General features: G+C 66.2%; 12 protein-coding genes. 5 read left to right on the top strand and 7 right to left on the bottom strand.

The genetic code is table 11. The features are described 5' to 3' along the window. Window positions 1–171 precede the first annotated feature (171 nt). The 4 genes from AB4Y43_RS16095 to AB4Y43_RS16080 form a co-directional block, all read right to left on the bottom strand. Window positions 172–1,119 carry a MerR family transcriptional regulator gene (locus tag AB4Y43_RS16095; RefSeq protein WP_368728215.1) on the bottom strand — a complete coding sequence of 316 codons (948 nt, stop codon included), beginning with the start codon at window positions 1,117–1,119 and terminating at the stop codon, window positions 172–174. A 123-nt stretch (window positions 1,120–1,242) separates the two neighbouring features. Continuing rightward, complete coding sequence (locus AB4Y43_RS16090; RefSeq protein WP_342947170.1) at window positions 1,243–2,067, bottom strand: OmpW family outer membrane protein; 825 nt, start codon at window positions 2,065–2,067, stop codon at window positions 1,243–1,245. A gap of 208 nt (window positions 2,068–2,275) precedes the next feature. Continuing rightward, the gene (locus tag AB4Y43_RS16085; RefSeq protein WP_069261533.1) at window positions 2,276–3,541 is read right to left on the bottom strand and encodes a DUF2957 domain-containing protein; all 1,266 of its coding nucleotides are present in this window, start codon (window positions 3,539–3,541) and stop codon (window positions 2,276–2,278) included. A gap of 105 nt (window positions 3,542–3,646) precedes the next feature. Then, complete coding sequence (locus tag AB4Y43_RS16080) at window positions 3,647–5,056, bottom strand: DUF2957 domain-containing protein (RefSeq protein WP_069261532.1); 1,410 nt, start codon at window positions 5,054–5,056, stop codon at window positions 3,647–3,649. 746 nt (window positions 5,057–5,802) lie between these two features. Here AB4Y43_RS16080 and AB4Y43_RS16075 point away from each other — a divergent pair. Then, window positions 5,803–6,825: a hypothetical protein gene (locus AB4Y43_RS16075; protein ID WP_069261531.1), complete on the top strand. Its 1,023-nt coding sequence runs from the start codon at window positions 5,803–5,805 to the stop codon at window positions 6,823–6,825. A 414-nt stretch (window positions 6,826–7,239) separates the two neighbouring features. Here AB4Y43_RS16075 and AB4Y43_RS16070 read toward each other — a convergent pair whose 3' ends face one another. Together AB4Y43_RS16070 and AB4Y43_RS16065 are read right to left on the bottom strand one after the other, a co-directional pair. Next, window positions 7,240–9,072 carry an ATP-binding cassette domain-containing protein gene (locus AB4Y43_RS16070; RefSeq protein ID WP_368728214.1) on the bottom strand — a complete coding sequence of 611 codons (1,833 nt, stop codon included), beginning with the start codon at window positions 9,070–9,072 and terminating at the stop codon, window positions 7,240–7,242. Between the two features lie 32 nt (window positions 9,073–9,104). After that, window positions 9,105–9,950, bottom strand: a complete 846-nt coding sequence (locus AB4Y43_RS16065) for an extracellular solute-binding protein (RefSeq protein ID WP_368728250.1) — start codon at window positions 9,948–9,950, stop codon at window positions 9,105–9,107. Window positions 9,951–10,172: 222 nt separating this feature from the next. On the opposite strand from AB4Y43_RS16065, the gene AB4Y43_RS16060 reads away from it, so the two are divergent. From AB4Y43_RS16060 to AB4Y43_RS16050, 3 genes are all read left to right on the top strand, one after another. Then, window positions 10,173–10,601 (top strand): molybdopterin-binding protein, encoded by a 429-nt coding sequence (locus AB4Y43_RS16060; protein WP_069261529.1) that lies wholly within the window; start codon window positions 10,173–10,175, stop codon window positions 10,599–10,601. Between the two features lie 25 nt (window positions 10,602–10,626). Beyond that, window positions 10,627–11,232, top strand: a complete 606-nt coding sequence (locus AB4Y43_RS16055) for a nitrogen fixation protein NifQ (RefSeq protein WP_368728213.1) — start codon at window positions 10,627–10,629, stop codon at window positions 11,230–11,232. 139 nt (window positions 11,233–11,371) lie between these two features. Then, complete coding sequence (locus tag AB4Y43_RS16050; protein ID WP_069261862.1) at window positions 11,372–11,695, top strand: winged helix-turn-helix domain-containing protein; 324 nt, start codon at window positions 11,372–11,374, stop codon at window positions 11,693–11,695. Between the two features lie 52 nt (window positions 11,696–11,747). Here the strand turns inward: AB4Y43_RS16050 and AB4Y43_RS16045 are convergent, their stop codons facing one another. Then, a complete protein-coding gene (locus AB4Y43_RS16045) occupies window positions 11,748–13,067 on the bottom strand; it encodes a DUF2325 domain-containing protein (RefSeq protein WP_368728212.1) in 1,320 nt (439 codons plus the stop codon). A gap of 305 nt (window positions 13,068–13,372) precedes the next feature. Between AB4Y43_RS16045 and AB4Y43_RS16040 the strand changes: the two genes are divergently transcribed. Next, window positions 13,373–14,005 carry a hypothetical protein gene (locus AB4Y43_RS16040; RefSeq protein ID WP_368728211.1) on the top strand — a complete coding sequence of 211 codons (633 nt, stop codon included), beginning with the start codon at window positions 13,373–13,375 and terminating at the stop codon, window positions 14,003–14,005. Window positions 14,006–14,044 lie beyond the last annotated feature (39 nt).

Genomic DNA, 14,044 nt, shown 5'->3' with positions numbered 1-14,044 from the left:
TGATGGATGTAAACATAGTGCGATCGACGCCAATGCGCAAGGGGCTAGATTCAGCGCTCTAACACATGAACAACAGTAGGGGCGCAAGGGGACGCCAGCGCGCGAAAGGCCGCCTGGCGGGGCCTTTCACGCGCTCGGGGAAGCAGAAACGAGGAGAGACGACGCGCGCGTTTAACGCTTCTTGAGCGCGGTTTTCTCCGCGGGGCGAGCCGGTTTTGCGGCAGCCGGCGCGCGCGCGGCGCTCTTGCGAGGCGCGGCTTTGGGCGCGCGCTGCTTCGCGGCGCTGGCAGGCGCGGAAGCGGGCGAAGGCGCGGCCTCGCTTGCACGCTCGCGGCCGAGCGTCTTGTCGAGGATCGTCGCGACCCGGCCGCCGAGGTAGTCGCTCGACTGCGCTTCAAGCGCGCGCAGGATCTCGTGCTCGACGAACACCGTGGAAAGCGGGCGCAGCCGCCAGATCGCGTCGACGAGCGCGGGCATGTCCGTGGCGGGCGGCAGCGCGCCCTGATCGTAGCGATCCAGATGGCGCACGACCATTTCCACCAGCACGCGCGCGATGGCGTCGAAATGCGGACGCGTTTCTTCGAGCACGTCGAGCAGCTCGCGTGCGGGAATGCCTTCGCGCACGGTGGCGGCCGCCGCGTCGAGCATACCCGGATTGCGCGAGACGAACGACAGTCCCTGGCGTTCGAGCAGCCCGAGATCCGCAAGACGCGAAAGGCTGCTCGGCGCCTGCGGCCCGAACAGCTTGATGAGCTGCGGCAGCGAATACGTTTTTGGCCGCGCGTGCGACCACGGACCGCCGATCGCATTCTCCAGGCCGAGGATCGAGCGCAGGTCGCCGCCGTCGTCGATCGCCAGGATGAGATCCTGAATGTTGGCGAGCGTGTAGCCGCGCGCCAGCAGGTGGTTGATGAGCTTGAGCCGCGCGACGTGCGAATCGTTGTAAATGCCGACACGCCCGCGCTTCTCGGGCGGCATGAGCAGGTCGCGGTCCTGATAGGCGCGCACGTTGCGCACCGTCGTGCCCGCCACGCGAGCGAGTTCGTCGACGGTGTATTCGCTGTCGGTGACACGCTCGGGCGCGGAATCGGTCACGGGGGCTTTGGGCGTTTTCGGCATGCCGCAATTTTAGCGCGAGCGGCCCGGCCCACGCGAGCGCACGGGAGGGTGCATGCTCTGGCGCGGGCGTTCTCGCCCTTACGCGCATGCGCCTCCTCGCCGTTGCGCCGGCACGACGCGCCCTTAGAAGCGGTAAGAAAGCGCGAGGAACGAGATGATCGGATCAGCCTTGAGGTCGGCCCGGCTCACGCCGAGCTCGCTGCCGTCCGCTGCCTTGACGATCACCGAGGACGTCGTCTTCAGCGGAATATAGGTGACCGACGCAACGATCCCCAGATGCTTCGTGACGTTGTAGGTGGCCCCGAGATTGAAAACCGGCGACCACGACGACGACGCCTTCGCGCTGATCTGCGTTTGCCCCGACTTGCCGGCGCCCGCTGCGAGCACGGAGCCGAGATCGTCCTGGGTGGCCTTCACGAAGTTCGGATTGAGCTGGATGTCCGAGAACCAGTTGTACGACACGCCGATGCCGAGGAACGGGCGGAATTTCGCATCGGCGTCGCGAAAGTAATACTGGAAGATCAGCGCCGGGCTCCATTGGCGCACGCTGCCGACAATGGGGTTCGTCGCCGGATCGCTGAGATTCTGGCTACCGAGCGCGCCCGCCGGGCCTGGCGGCTTGATCGTGCCGTGACCATAGAGCTTGAACGTGGGCGGCACGCCCGCCACCGAGGTAAGCGCGATATGGTCCGTGAAGAAGTGGCTGATGACGAGGCCGACCGTATCCGCATTCGATGCCGAAAGCCCCGTGCCCGCCGAAGTGAACGAACTGGGCAGCCGCAGCGGCGTGTTGATCGGCACGGGCGCGACGTCCGTGGTGAGCGGCGTGCTCGAATGCTGCGTCGTGACGTGAAACCAGCCGAGTGCGACGACGTTGTCGCCGGCGTGCTGTGCATACGCACTCGCCGCCAGCCCGGCGGTCAGCGCCGCCACTGCAATGCGTTTCATCATGTCCCTCCCAGGAGCGGGTGTGCCTTACCCGCGCGCGGGACGGCTCGATGCATGCTTCGGGATGTCCGGCATGCGTCGTCCGCCTTTGCTGCGCGCGCCTTTGTGGCCCGGCCGCCGCCGCGTTGCGCGACGGCCGGGAGTGGCCACCTCGTGAATGGCGCGGTTTGCCGCGCCGGTTATTGTTCGATACGTTGCTTCGTCATCCTTACTGAACGAACGCGCCAGCCGTGAAGTACGGGTCCGACGGCGTCGTCATGTCGAGGTAGCCGAACACGCCGCCCGTGAAGATCATCTTGCCGGTGGGTGTCGAGCCGGTGGAGGCGCCCACATGCGTGGTCGTCACCGTGCCCGGTACGGTCTGGGTGAAGTTCAGATCGAGGGCAGTGGCGAGCGCGGCCTGCGAGGCGTTGAACGGATCGAGCAGCGTGGCCTGCGTGCCTTCCAGCGCGAGCGTGCGATAGTCGAACTGGCTGTCCACGCCGATGTATTCGCCGTTCTGCGAGCCCTGCGCGATAGCCGTTTGCGGCGCGAGCACGGAGATGCCCGATTCGTCGTCGGCCACCGGGCCCGTGGCGCCGCTTTGCGGATCGACGCCAACCTGCGGATACGCCACGCCGGTGCGGACGAGCACGGGCACGAGCTGGCCGCGCAACTTGCCGACGATCATGAAGCCCTTGCCGGCCGGCTCCGTGGTGACGAGCGTCGGCTTCACCTGCCCCTGGAAGTGATCGGTTTCGAACGCGCCGCTGCCATCGGCCGACTGCGCGAAATTCGTGCCGGGCTGCTGGCATTTGCCGGCGTTCACGCCCGTGTTGTCGCATTCGGTCCAGGTGCCGTTGGCGTTGATCGTGATCTTTGCGTCGACCGCTGCGGGCTGGAAATTCTGCGAAGGCACCTGGTGATAGCCGAGCTGGCTGTACGTGCCGGCGACATTCGCGAGATTCGTTTCGATCGCGGAGAAGCCGATGAACGGGTAGTACGGGAACGTCGTGTCCGGCACGACGCCAATACCGCCGGAGCCCTTGTACGCGATCTCGGCGCCCGGAATCGTGCCGCCGGCCACGCCTTCGCCGATGAAGACGCGCGCCGGGCGGTTGGGATCGAGACTCGCGCCATTCAGGCGGAACGCGCACTGGTTGAGCTTCGCCGTGGGGAGCCCGGTTTCCGCCGTCAGCGTGCCGGTGGCGACCTGGCCTTTGCGCGTGGGCGTCACGGTGCCGGTGGTCTGCGGGATCGGCGACTCGACATAAGTGATCTGCCACGTCATTTTGGCCGTGTCGAGCTGCAGCTTGACGAGTTCGCCGTCGCCGCCGCCGCCGGTGTACACCGTGTTGTAATCGAGCGAGGTGGGGCAAAGCGCTGCTTCCACGAGCGGAGGGCTACTGCTGCTGCCGTTGCCGCCACCGCATGCACTGAGCGCTGCGATCGTCGGTGCGGCAATCGAGAGCGCCGCAAAAAGTTTCCATTTCATACCGCGTCTCCAGAGTATTGTTGTTGGCGAGAGCGACTGACAGTCATTCGCAGTGCGAAATTAAGGCGGTCGTCAACGATCAGGATGCCGCGACCGCCTGATGAACTACTGTGGCTGGATCAGTGCACCGACGCCGAAGTAAGGCTGATTGGGCGTGGCGCTATTCGCCGAGCTGGCCGTGACGCCGCCGTTCTCCTCGCCGTTGATGAAGATGCCGTAAAGACCGCCCACCGCAATCAGATTGCCCGCTTTGCCCTGGGTATCGGTTACGCCGATCAGGCCGGGGTGCGTCTGCGTGTAATCGAGCGTGAACTGGCTCTGCGTCGTCATCGTCGAGGGCTTGAGGAAGCCGGCTTGCTGGCCGTTGATGAGCGTTGCCGTGTAGGCGAAATTCGAGTCCGCGCCAATGTAGCTACCGTCGAACGCGCCCGACGTGAGCGTCGTCGCGGGCGCGAGCAGGGCGATGCCGGACTCGTCGTCCACGGCGATCTGATTGCTCAGGCTGATGGTTTCGTTCACGTAGCCGGTGCGTACGACCACGGGCACGATGGCCCCATTGAGCTTGCCGAGGATGAGGTGTCCGGCGCCGCCCTGGCGGCTGACGATGACGTTGTTGCCGAGGTTCAAGGGGAACGGCAACGGTGTGGGCGTCTCGATCTGCGGTGCGTCGGTACTGTCGAAATAGCTGCCGCTCGTGCTCGCCGTCCATGCGTTCGCAGCGGTTGCGCAACTCGTGTTGGTCGCGCCAGCCGGCACGCTGCAATTGCCGCTTGCGTCGTACTGCTCCTGCGTCACCTTCGCCGCCGGCGCGAAACTGCTGGAAGGCAGGATGTGATAGAGCAGCGCGTTATACGAGCCTTTGAGATCGGCGAGGCTCGTGCTGACCGACGAAAAGCCGATGAACGGATAGAAGTCGAACGTGCGCGGCGCCACCCCGCTGAAGAGCAGATTTGCAGTGGTGTCGCCGTCGATGTTCACGGTCGCGCCCGGAATGCCGCCGCCCGCCACGCCAAAGCCAACATAGATCGTGGGCGGATTGTTGGCGTTGTACGCCGTCGTGTAGGTGCTGCCGTTGATCGTGCCCGTGCCCGCCTGAAGCTGGAACGCACACGTGATCTGCGCGGCGGTCGGCAGCGAGCCCGCGGGCGGATGCTGCACGGCGCCCGTGATGGTGAGACCCGCACGCGTGTTCTGCACCGAACTCGCGGCCACGGGAATGGGCGAGGCGAGGAACGTGAGCTTGTACGTCATCTTCGTCGGGTCGATGTTCAGGCTCACGACCTCGCCACTGCCTGCACCGCCCAGATACGTGTTCGCCGCGATGTCCGCCGCGGCGGGACACAACGCCGTGGCGGTCGGTGCGCTGCTGGGCGGACCCTGGTTCGCGCATGACGAACCCGAGCATTGCGCCGGGGTGATGGGTGCCGGATTGCTGGCGGTACCTCCGCCGCAGGCGACCAGCAAAGGGGTCGCGGCCGCGGCCAGCATCAAGCTGCTGCGGACAATGCTCTCCATGATTTGTCTGCCTCCCTGTGTCGTATTTATGCGCAGAAGATTGGATCATGACATTGGCCACTGTCAATTGAACGAACCGTCTAAAACGCGTGACGAGGTCGCTCTTGCTTGATGCTTCGCGGTTTGCGCACCCAGCAAGCGGGGTTTTTCCCGAGGCCCTCGTGCACGCGCCGTGCCCCCTGCGCAATTGGCGTGCCTGAAACGCCTCGTTGACATGTCATCGCGATTCGTTGCGTCCGCGACGGTCCCTGAAAGGCAGAGGAAAGGTGAGGATGGGATCACGTTAGCGAGGCAATTGATTCGGATTGCAGATCAAGACAGCGCGTGCTGTCTGATGGTGAGGATATTCGGGAGCCGTCATCGCGCCGCCATGCTCGACGGTGAGTGCATACGGGAACGGCCGGGATGAAGCACTGCACAAACCTGCGTAGCAAGGTGGGCGCTCCAAAGAAAACCAAAGGTGAGCGTGTGCGGGAGCGCAAGTTCACTGCGGTGTGCGCCGCACGGGTTTTCGTTGCACCGTTGCGCATATCGGCGGCCAGGTTCAGGTCTATGTGGCGCACGTCACGCAACTCAAAGGTGAGTGTTTCCGGGAACATGAACGCAACGTGAGGCGTTGCTGCGTTGCGGCAGTATCGCCGCGGCCGGGTCGTGATTCGCGGTATAGTCATTCGCGACAAGAGGCCTCGTTGTGCGCCCTGCGCTTCACCGCCGCCGCGTCCTAGCGGTCTGCAACGGAGTTATCGATGGGTATCCTGGAAAGGCTTTGGCCGCGCGCCCGCGCGAAGCAGGCGCCGCAATCGCCGCAAATCCAGACGCTGATCGAGCGTCTGCTCGTGCTCAGCCCTACGCTCAAGCTCGTGCCCGAGTGGCGCGAGCGGCTCGCCCCCGCGCTCGCGCAATCGGTCGCGTACGTGCGCGAGGTGGTGGACCGCATGCCACCCGCGCGCGAAGCGAGCGCCGCCACCTGGTCGAGCGACCCCTATATCCACGCGTTTTTCGCTGCGCCCGACGAGGTCGGCCATGTGCTGAGCCGCTCGCCTGAACTGCATGCCTGGTTCGAGGCTCATCCACTTGCGCGCGAGACTTACGCGGTGCTCGGCATGGCCCTGAACGAGCGGCATGCCTTCGGTGCCGAGCAGCATGGCGACGAGGTGCACACCGATGTCATGCAGACGACGCTGAGCTTCGACGACCATCAGGTGCGTGTATGCGGCGAAACCGAGAGCGACCTTCGCGAGCAGATCGTACAGCGCGTGGTCGAGCAGATCGCCCTGGAAGGCCTCGAGCAGATCGGCGCCGACGAGTCGCGCCGCGACGTGCTGGAACAGGAGCGTGCGCTGCTCAGGACGCGCCTGCAACTGCTCACGCGCCACGGCGCGGGGACGCAACGCATGCTCGGCGAGCACGCCGTGCCAAACGTCGCCGAAGTGGCGAAGGTCGAGGCGCAGATTGCGCAGAACGAGAGCGAGATTGCCGCACTCGGCCTCAAGAGCGAAGCGCTCGAACACCAGCTCACGGTGATCTGCAGGGTGCTCGCGAATCCCGCGCAATACACGAACGTCGAAATGCGCGAGATCTGCCTGAGTCCGATGAATGTGCTGCTCGCAAACGGCGGCCCGGGCAACAGCGCCTCGATCACGTTCCCGCTCGCGCGGCTGCCGTCGAGCCCGCAAGGTCTGCGCGCCTTCTCTCTGGTGCGCTTCGCGCGCACCGACCTGCAACCGTTGCCGCGTGTGCTCGTGGAAGACAGCCGCTTCATGATCTGAACACGGCGCCACGGTCATAGGTGAGAAGATCCGGGAGCCGCGCGCATAGCGTTTCGACGGTTCGTGAACGAAGCGTGCCGAAATCACCGTCGCGCGTGATCGGCTGCAGAAGTTTCGTGATCCCGATGGACAGGAGAACCTGGTTCTGGCGCGCAAGATTTTCCTGGTAGTCCCAGGTTAAGGGATGCGAATATTGCCGACTACCAGGTGTTGGCAGTCGAAACCTTGCGTGTCCGAGCGCGAGACGCCGAAAGGTGAGCGTTTTCGGGAACCGTGAGCAACGGTGCGAAATGGCGCATCGGATCGCTAACCGCTTATGCAAAAAGCCCCTTTAACAGGGGCTATTTTGTCATCAGCGGCGACACCGCTGCTGGTATGTCGCCGCGAAAGGTGAGCGTTTTCAGGAGTGGTGAATCAGGCGCCCTGCGACGCCGGCCAGGCGAGCACGCCGTTCGCGTCGATCGAGAAGCGCAGCTCGCCGGCATGCGATGCCGGCGCATCTTCTGCGGCGATATCGAAGGTTTCTCCGGCGATCTCGACGGTAACGTAGCGGTCTCCGTGACGCAGCGACGTGCCGGCAATACGCCCTTGCCACGCGCCTTCCTGCGTCGCGACGAGCGCGCGCGGCGAGACCCGCCACATCACGCGCGTGCTCACCGCAAGCGATGGATCGGCGCAGGGCAGGCGCAGTCCCGCCGGCGTTTCGATCGTGCCACCGGCACGCACGATCCCCTCGCCGACGTTGTGCAGGCCGAGCAGTTCGGCCACGCGCAGCGTGGCGGGCCGCCGGAACACGTCGGCCACGGCGCCCGCCTGCAGCACGCAGCCCTGTTCGATCACGAGCACTTCGTCGGCGAGCAGCGCCGCCTCGTCGGGGTCGTGCGTGACGATCACCGTCACTGCGCCTACTTCGCGTTGCAGCGCCCGCAACGACTGCTGTAGACGGCGGCGGCGCGGCGTGTCGAGCGCGGCGAACGGTTCGTCGAACAGCAGCAGTTGCGTGTGCCGCGTGAGCGCGCGCGCGAGCGCCACGCGCTGGCGCTGGCCGAACGAGAGCTGCCGCGGCAGGCGTTCGGTGAGCGTGTCGAGGCCGAGGTGCGCGAGCCAGTAGCGGGCGCTGGCCGCGTCGGCATCGACAGGAAACGCGAGTTGCTGCGCCACTGTCATGTGCGGGAAGAGCCCGTAATCCTGCGGCATGTAGCCGATCTGGCGGCGCTCGGGCGGCAGCGCGCCGAGGTCGGTTGCCCCGAGCGTGACAGAGCCCGCGTCGTTGCGCTCGAGCCCGGCGATGATGCGCAGCGCGAGCGACTTGCCCGAGCCCGAAGGGCCGATGATCGCGAGCCGGTGCGTTTGCGGCTGCCACGCCACATCGAGCGTGAACGCGCCGAGATGCCGGCGCGCCGCGAAGGCAAGACGCAGGCCGGCGTTTTCTGCCGCGGTGGCGGCCGGCGTGATACTGGTGAGTTCGTCGCCGTTGTCCAGGCTCACCGCCGGCGTCGGGCGTGCGCCGCGGCTATAGACGGAGAGCACCGCGCAGATGATCGCAATGCCGAGCGTGGGCAGCAGGAGCGGCATCATCGCGGGCAGGCCCTGGCCGCCGAACACGACGTAGGTATACACAGGCAGCGAATACGGGTGATACGCGACCATCACGGTCGCGCCGAATTCGCCGAACGCGCGCAGCCAGGCGAGCGCGAGCCCCGCGCGGATAGCGGGCCACGCAATGGGCAGCGTGACGCGAAAGAAACGGCTGGCGGCGTGATGGCCGAGCGTGGCGGCAACGTCGTCGTAGACGGGATCGACGGCGCTGAACGCCGAGCGTGCCGCGACGATCAGGAAGGGCGCCGCCACGAAGGTCTCGGCGAGCACGATGCCCGTGAAGGAGTCGGTGAGCGAGCCGCCGAAGAGCTGGCCAATGCCGCTATACGGCCCGATGAGAAACAGCAGCAGCACACCGCTCGTGAGCGGCGGCAACGCGAGCGGCAACTGCACGACGAAGCCGAGCAGGGCAATGCCGCGCGCGCGCGAACGCGCGAGCCAATAGCCGAGCGGCACGCCGCCCACCAGGATGACGAGTGCGGCCACGCTCGCGCTCGCGACCGACACGCCAACCGCCGACCAGGTGGCGTGCCAGTCGACGCCGGCCCAGTCCGCCTGCCCGATCTGCGGAATGCTCGCAACGAACGGCGCGCACAGGTAGACCGCGAGCAGCGCGCCGAGCCACCAGAGCGGCTGGGAGCGTTTCACGGCAACCTGTTCGGCACGTTGCGCGGCTTGTGTCATTGCTGTGCAGCGTCGATTACGGCTTGCACCGACGGCGGGATCGCCTGGACCTGACCGTTGACGGCAGGCCTGGTCACATCCACGCCGTGCTCGGCGAGCAGCTTGCGGCCTTCCGCCGAAAGCAGGAAGTTCACGAAGCGCGCGGCGCCGGCGCTGTTGGGGGCGTCGTTGAGAATCGTGAGCGTGTAGTTCGCCTTGATCTTCAGTTCAGGCGCGGGGTGGATCGCCGGAATCTTCAGGTCGGACGTTTCGGTCGAGTAGAAGAAGCCAGCGTCGAGCTGACCCGACTGCAGACGGCCAACGAGCGTTTCTTCCGGCAGCACCTGCTCGGGATTCTCCGGCGTGCCAAGTGTTTTCTGCACGAGATCAGGCTGGTTGTACGCCTGCGCGGCCTTCGTCATGAGTTCGACGGTGAAGGCGCCCTTCGGGTCGAGCTTCGGATCAGTGCGGCCGAGGCGGATGCCCGGTTCCTGCAGGACCTGATCCCACTGCTTCGTCTTGAAGTCGGCGGCGAAACGGCTCTTCGGGTTGTAGCCGATCAGGAGCGGCGATTCGGCGAAATTCACGTACCACGTGACGTGATTGCCGCTGGCCTCGCCCATGAGGCTCGTGTTGACCTTCGGGCTCGCGCTGATGAACACATCGCCGCGGCGCAGCTTGCCCTTGATCTCATTGGCGATCTTGTTCGAGCCGGCTGCGTATCCCTTGAAATGCAGGCCCGTTTCCTTTTCGAACGCGGGGCCCACGCTCTTTTCCATGAGGTTCACGAGCGAGCCTGCATAGAGCACGTTGACATCGGATTCGTCGGCGAATGCGTTGGCGCTCGCACCCATCGCGCCCATCACACCGCTCATCACGACGACTGAGGCCGCCAGCTTGCGGATAAACATGTTCGACACCCCGTTCGTTATAAAGGCCCATATATTACGATGGACTGCTGTATTCATGTGCTTGCGACATTCGCTATTTTGGCGATCCATGCCTGTGCGCGTCACAGTGACACGGCTAAACTGAGGCTCCGGTTCTTTGCCGTTTCATTGTTCTGTTCAATTGTGGAGGTCCTTATGCGTACCAGCGCCCGCAACCATTTCTCCGGCCAGATCAGCGCGGTCAAGGCCGGCGCTGTCAACGACGAAGTCACGCTGCGCGCCGACGGCGGCCTCGAGATCGTCGCGATCATTACGCATGGCAGCGCCGCTTCGCTGGGTCTCGCCGCTGGCAAGCCGGCCTTCGCGCTTGTGAAGGCATCGTCGGTGATCCTCATGGTCGACGGCGATGCGAGCAAGGTGTCCACGCGCAATGTGGTGGCGGGCACGGTTTCGTCGGTCACGAAGGGCGCGGTGAACGCCGAAGTCGTGCTCGCGGCCCCGGGCGGTGCGCAGATCGCGGCCATCGTAACGAACGACAGCGTCGATCGTCTCGGCCTCGCGGCGGGCAAGCAGGCTGCGGCGCTTTTCAAGGCATCGAGCGTGATCGTCGGCGTAGACGGTTGATGCGCTCCAAACTCGCGTGAATGCCATGACACACGGTAGACAGGACTCCGGCGCGCCGCCGCGCGATGTCGATGCGCTGGCCGTCGCGCGCTGCGACACTCTGACGGGGGCGCCGGAGGCGCCGCGCACGCCCGACGCCTGGCTCTTCGCGCGGCTCGTTGCGGCGCGCGAGGTGCGCGGCGAATTGCCGTTGCTCGGTCTAACGCGCGCGCAGTTCGACGCGCTCGGTGCGCGGCACTTCGTGTGTGCGGTGACGAGTGAAGCGCTGCACACGCACGTGATGGCCGATGCGTCGCATGCTGCATTCGCCACCGCAATGCATGACTTTCTCGTTGCGCTTGCCGCGCCGCAAGCCGACCCCGACGACGTGCGTTGCCTCGCCGCGATCGTTGCCCACGCGTGCCTGCGTCCCGATCATCTGTGGCGCGATCTCGGCCTGCGTGGCCGCGATGACGTGACAGGCATGCTGGAGCGCTTCTTTCCCGAGGTCGTGGCGCGCAACGTGGAAGGCTTGCGCTGGAAGAAGCTGCTGGCGCGTGAACTCGCGCTGGCGTCGGGCGCCACGCCAGGACCTGCGCCCGGTTGCCCCGGCTGCGAGGACTTCGGCTTCTGTTTTCCCGCCGGGCGTTAGCCATGCAGAGGGGAACGGCGCGTAGCACGCATCGTGTATGCTTGCGCGCATGACCAAGTCCCCCAACGATCAACCGCGCGCAGACGCTCCCGCGCCCGCCCAGGCGCAGAAACCGGGCCGACCCGAGGTGCGTTTTCGCATGCGCATCCTTCAGGATGGCACGATCGCGCTCGGTCCAGGCAAGGTGTCGCTGCTCGAAGCCGTCCGCGAACATGGCTCGATCTCGGCTGCGGCGCGCAGCATGAACATGTCGTACCGCCGCGCGTGGCTGCTGATGGATGAACTCAACCGCGCGCTGGAGTCGCCGGCCACGGTTTCGGAGCATGGCGGGCAGAGCGGCGGCGGTAGCATGCTGACGCCGGTGGGCGAAGAGATCGTGCGCCTGTATCGCAGCATCGAGGCGCGTGCGGCGGCGGTCTGCGAGGCCGAGATCGAAGCCCTCGTCAAACTCGTGAAATCCTGACGCGATGTGACGTGATGTGCCGCGGCGGCGCACTGCCGCCAACGCCAGGCGCCTAGCCGTGGCGCAGGCAGAAACGCGAGACGGGTACCGCCGCGAGCGTGGGCGGCGCGTTCGCATGGAGCCGCATCATCAACTCGACGAAGCTGGCGAGACTCGCCGTTCGCAATGGGTGCCACGTGACCTGGTGCCGTTCGCACACGCGCCTGAGCGTGCTCATCGAATCGTGGTCGATGCAGTCGACGGGAAACACCGCGAGATCCGCGTTGGCGAGGGCTGCGGCGAGCAGGCCCTTGCGATCTTCCACACCGCCGTCGTGCACGGTCAGCTCGCCTCCCGCCGACTCCACCCAGCGCCTGAGCGCGTGATTCGAACCCGGCCTGCCACCCACGTAGACGATCCGGCGGCCCTTTAACGCATCCTCGGGAAGCGTGCGTTGGGCTTGCGGGTCTTCGTGCGCTTGCGTGGTCTGCTCCATCGCGTGGACTTCGGCGCGCAAGGCGTCGATCAGCGCGTGGGCTTCGTCGAGCTGCGCGCGTAGCGTGTGGAGTGCGGCGGCATCGGCATTCGCGCGCTGCTCCGCGATCTCGCGGCGGCTCGTGTGCAGCGCGACCCGCGCGTCGCGTGCCGCGAGCGCTTCCTGCAGCGCCTCGAGTTGCGCGTGCTGCGGCGTGTTTTCGCGCTGCGCCGTCAGCTGTGCGGTCTGCGCGTCGAGGGCTTGGCGTGCGGCGTCGCGCTCACGGCTCATCTCGTGCAGGCGCGCCTGCTGGCGCTCGATCTTGGCCCGGAGTTCGGCGTTTTCCGCTTCCAGCGCCACGAGGCGGCGCAAGTCCGCGCGATTGGCCGCGCCAACCAGGTGCGAGAGCATGTGCAGCTCGCCGAACGCGGCCTGGCGCACTTCCATCGTCGTGGCCGGATGTGTCATCACCGCCCAGTACGCGGGCGGGATGTCGCCGTTCGCGAGCGCGTCGTTCCAGAGCGCGAGCACGGCCTGCGTGTCGCGCGCACTGGCGAATCGGCGCACCGCGCCTGCATAGCGGGTGTCGAGAGCCTTTTGCAATGCCTTGCCGCCTGCGCCGCCTTCGATCGCCAGTTCGACCGCGGCGTGATGGATCTCGAGATCGCTCGCGCGCTGGGCGTCGAGCCGGGTGAATTTAGGGACGAGCTTGCGCAGTTCGTGCGTGCTCAGGCAGGTGCCGATGATGGAGCAATGCAGATGGGCGTCGAGTTCGACGAGGCGCGTGCGCTGACGCGCGCGGGCGAGTTCGGCTTGCGATGGGCCGCAGCAGTCTGCGCTCGTCATCGCGCGCAGCGTGGTCTCTTCGGCAGATGTGCCGCCCGGGGTGCGGGCGAGGCGGAACGGCGGTGCGTGCATGGTGACCTCTGATCCACTGCGGAACGCGGGGCTGTGCATGGCGTGAGCGGCGACTGCGCCTCGACCCGGCTGGGCGCCCCCGGCTGGGCGCCCCCGGCTGGCTGCGCGTCGAGAGCGCAATATACAATGGAATATAACGAAGGCCGGATAACGGCCGGGGGACGCGGTTCAGGTGGCGGTTTCGCGCATGAGCGTCGTTGCGATGCCGGTGACGGCGACGGCATTGGCCACTGACCAGCCTGCGGCCGCCCCGGACGATTGCGCTTCGCAGCGCGCTTCGAATTGCGCGCTTCGGCCGCGTTCGCGTGCTGCGCAAGCACATGTTCGACGCCGAGCCCGACGAAGGCCGCATCGAGCCGCTCCAGTTCGGCCACGGTGCGGCGCAGCGCTTCGGTGTCGAGACAGAACGCGTCGCTGAAAAGCGCATCGCGCGTCTTGTCGAGGCGGCGCGCGTCGCGAATCGCGCGCTTGAGTTCGCGCTGACGGGCGAAGCGGGCCACATCGATGCGTCGCGAGAGCGCGACGAGGAGCGGCTGCAGCGACACCCCGGCTGGCGATGCGTGCGCGTCAGCCATGCCGCCACTGCCAGCGCCGTCGCCACGCGCGAGCATGCGCTCGAAGCGCTCGATGCTGCTGCGCAGCCGCCGGAACGCGTCGATCAGGTCGCGGATCAGCTCCGCGCGCTCGTGCCCCGACGCGGGGCGCAGCGTGGTGATCGTGGCCGCGAAGCCGTTCGCACCGGCCGGCGCGGGTACGCGACGCACCTGCGGTATCGATATTGCCGTTGTTGCGCTTACGAGGCGCCGACTACTCGCCAATTCCTGCCTCCGTCTGCTGGATGGTCGTTCGATGTATTCTATAGGATACATCGATTCGGAGACGGAGCGCATGAATCGCGCGGCGCCCGTGTTCCTGTGGCGCCACGCCGCATGAACTAAAATTACCGCTTTGCGCCTCGCTTATTGCCTCGTTGCGCG

The sequence above is a fragment of the Paraburkholderia sp. BR10872 genome, assembly GCF_040965835.1.
Taxonomy (GTDB): domain Bacteria; phylum Pseudomonadota; class Gammaproteobacteria; order Burkholderiales; family Burkholderiaceae; genus Paraburkholderia; species Paraburkholderia nodosa_A.
The sequence above is the reverse complement of the archived record's forward strand: the minus strand, read 5'-3'. Positions and strand labels throughout refer to the sequence as shown.

What these genes read in the sequence shown, in the direction of transcription:
- AB4Y43_RS16095 (WP_368728215.1), bottom strand. Translation starts at nt 1,119, where the DNA reads ATGCCGAAAACGCCCAAAGCCCCCGTGACCGATTCCGCGCCCGAGCGT.
- AB4Y43_RS16090 (WP_342947170.1), bottom strand. Translation starts at nt 2,067, where the DNA reads ATGAAACGCATTGCAGTGGCGGCGCTGACCGCCGGGCTGGCGGCGAGT.
- AB4Y43_RS16085 (WP_069261533.1), bottom strand. Translation starts at nt 3,541, where the DNA reads ATGAAATGGAAACTTTTTGCGGCGCTCTCGATTGCCGCACCGACGATC.
- AB4Y43_RS16080 (WP_069261532.1), bottom strand. Translation starts at nt 5,056, where the DNA reads ATGGAGAGCATTGTCCGCAGCAGCTTGATGCTGGCCGCGGCCGCGACC.
- AB4Y43_RS16075 (WP_069261531.1), top strand. Translation starts at nt 5,803, where the DNA reads ATGGGTATCCTGGAAAGGCTTTGGCCGCGCGCCCGCGCGAAGCAGGCG.
- AB4Y43_RS16065 (WP_368728250.1), bottom strand. Translation starts at nt 9,950, where the DNA reads ATGGGCGCGATGGGTGCGAGCGCCAACGCATTCGCCGACGAATCCGAT.
- AB4Y43_RS16060 (WP_069261529.1), top strand. Translation starts at nt 10,173, where the DNA reads ATGCGTACCAGCGCCCGCAACCATTTCTCCGGCCAGATCAGCGCGGTC.
- AB4Y43_RS16055 (WP_368728213.1), top strand. Translation starts at nt 10,627, where the DNA reads ATGACACACGGTAGACAGGACTCCGGCGCGCCGCCGCGCGATGTCGAT.
- AB4Y43_RS16050 (WP_069261862.1), top strand. Translation starts at nt 11,372, where the DNA reads ATGCGCATCCTTCAGGATGGCACGATCGCGCTCGGTCCAGGCAAGGTG.
- AB4Y43_RS16045 (WP_368728212.1), bottom strand. Translation starts at nt 13,067, where the DNA reads ATGCACGCACCGCCGTTCCGCCTCGCCCGCACCCCGGGCGGCACATCT.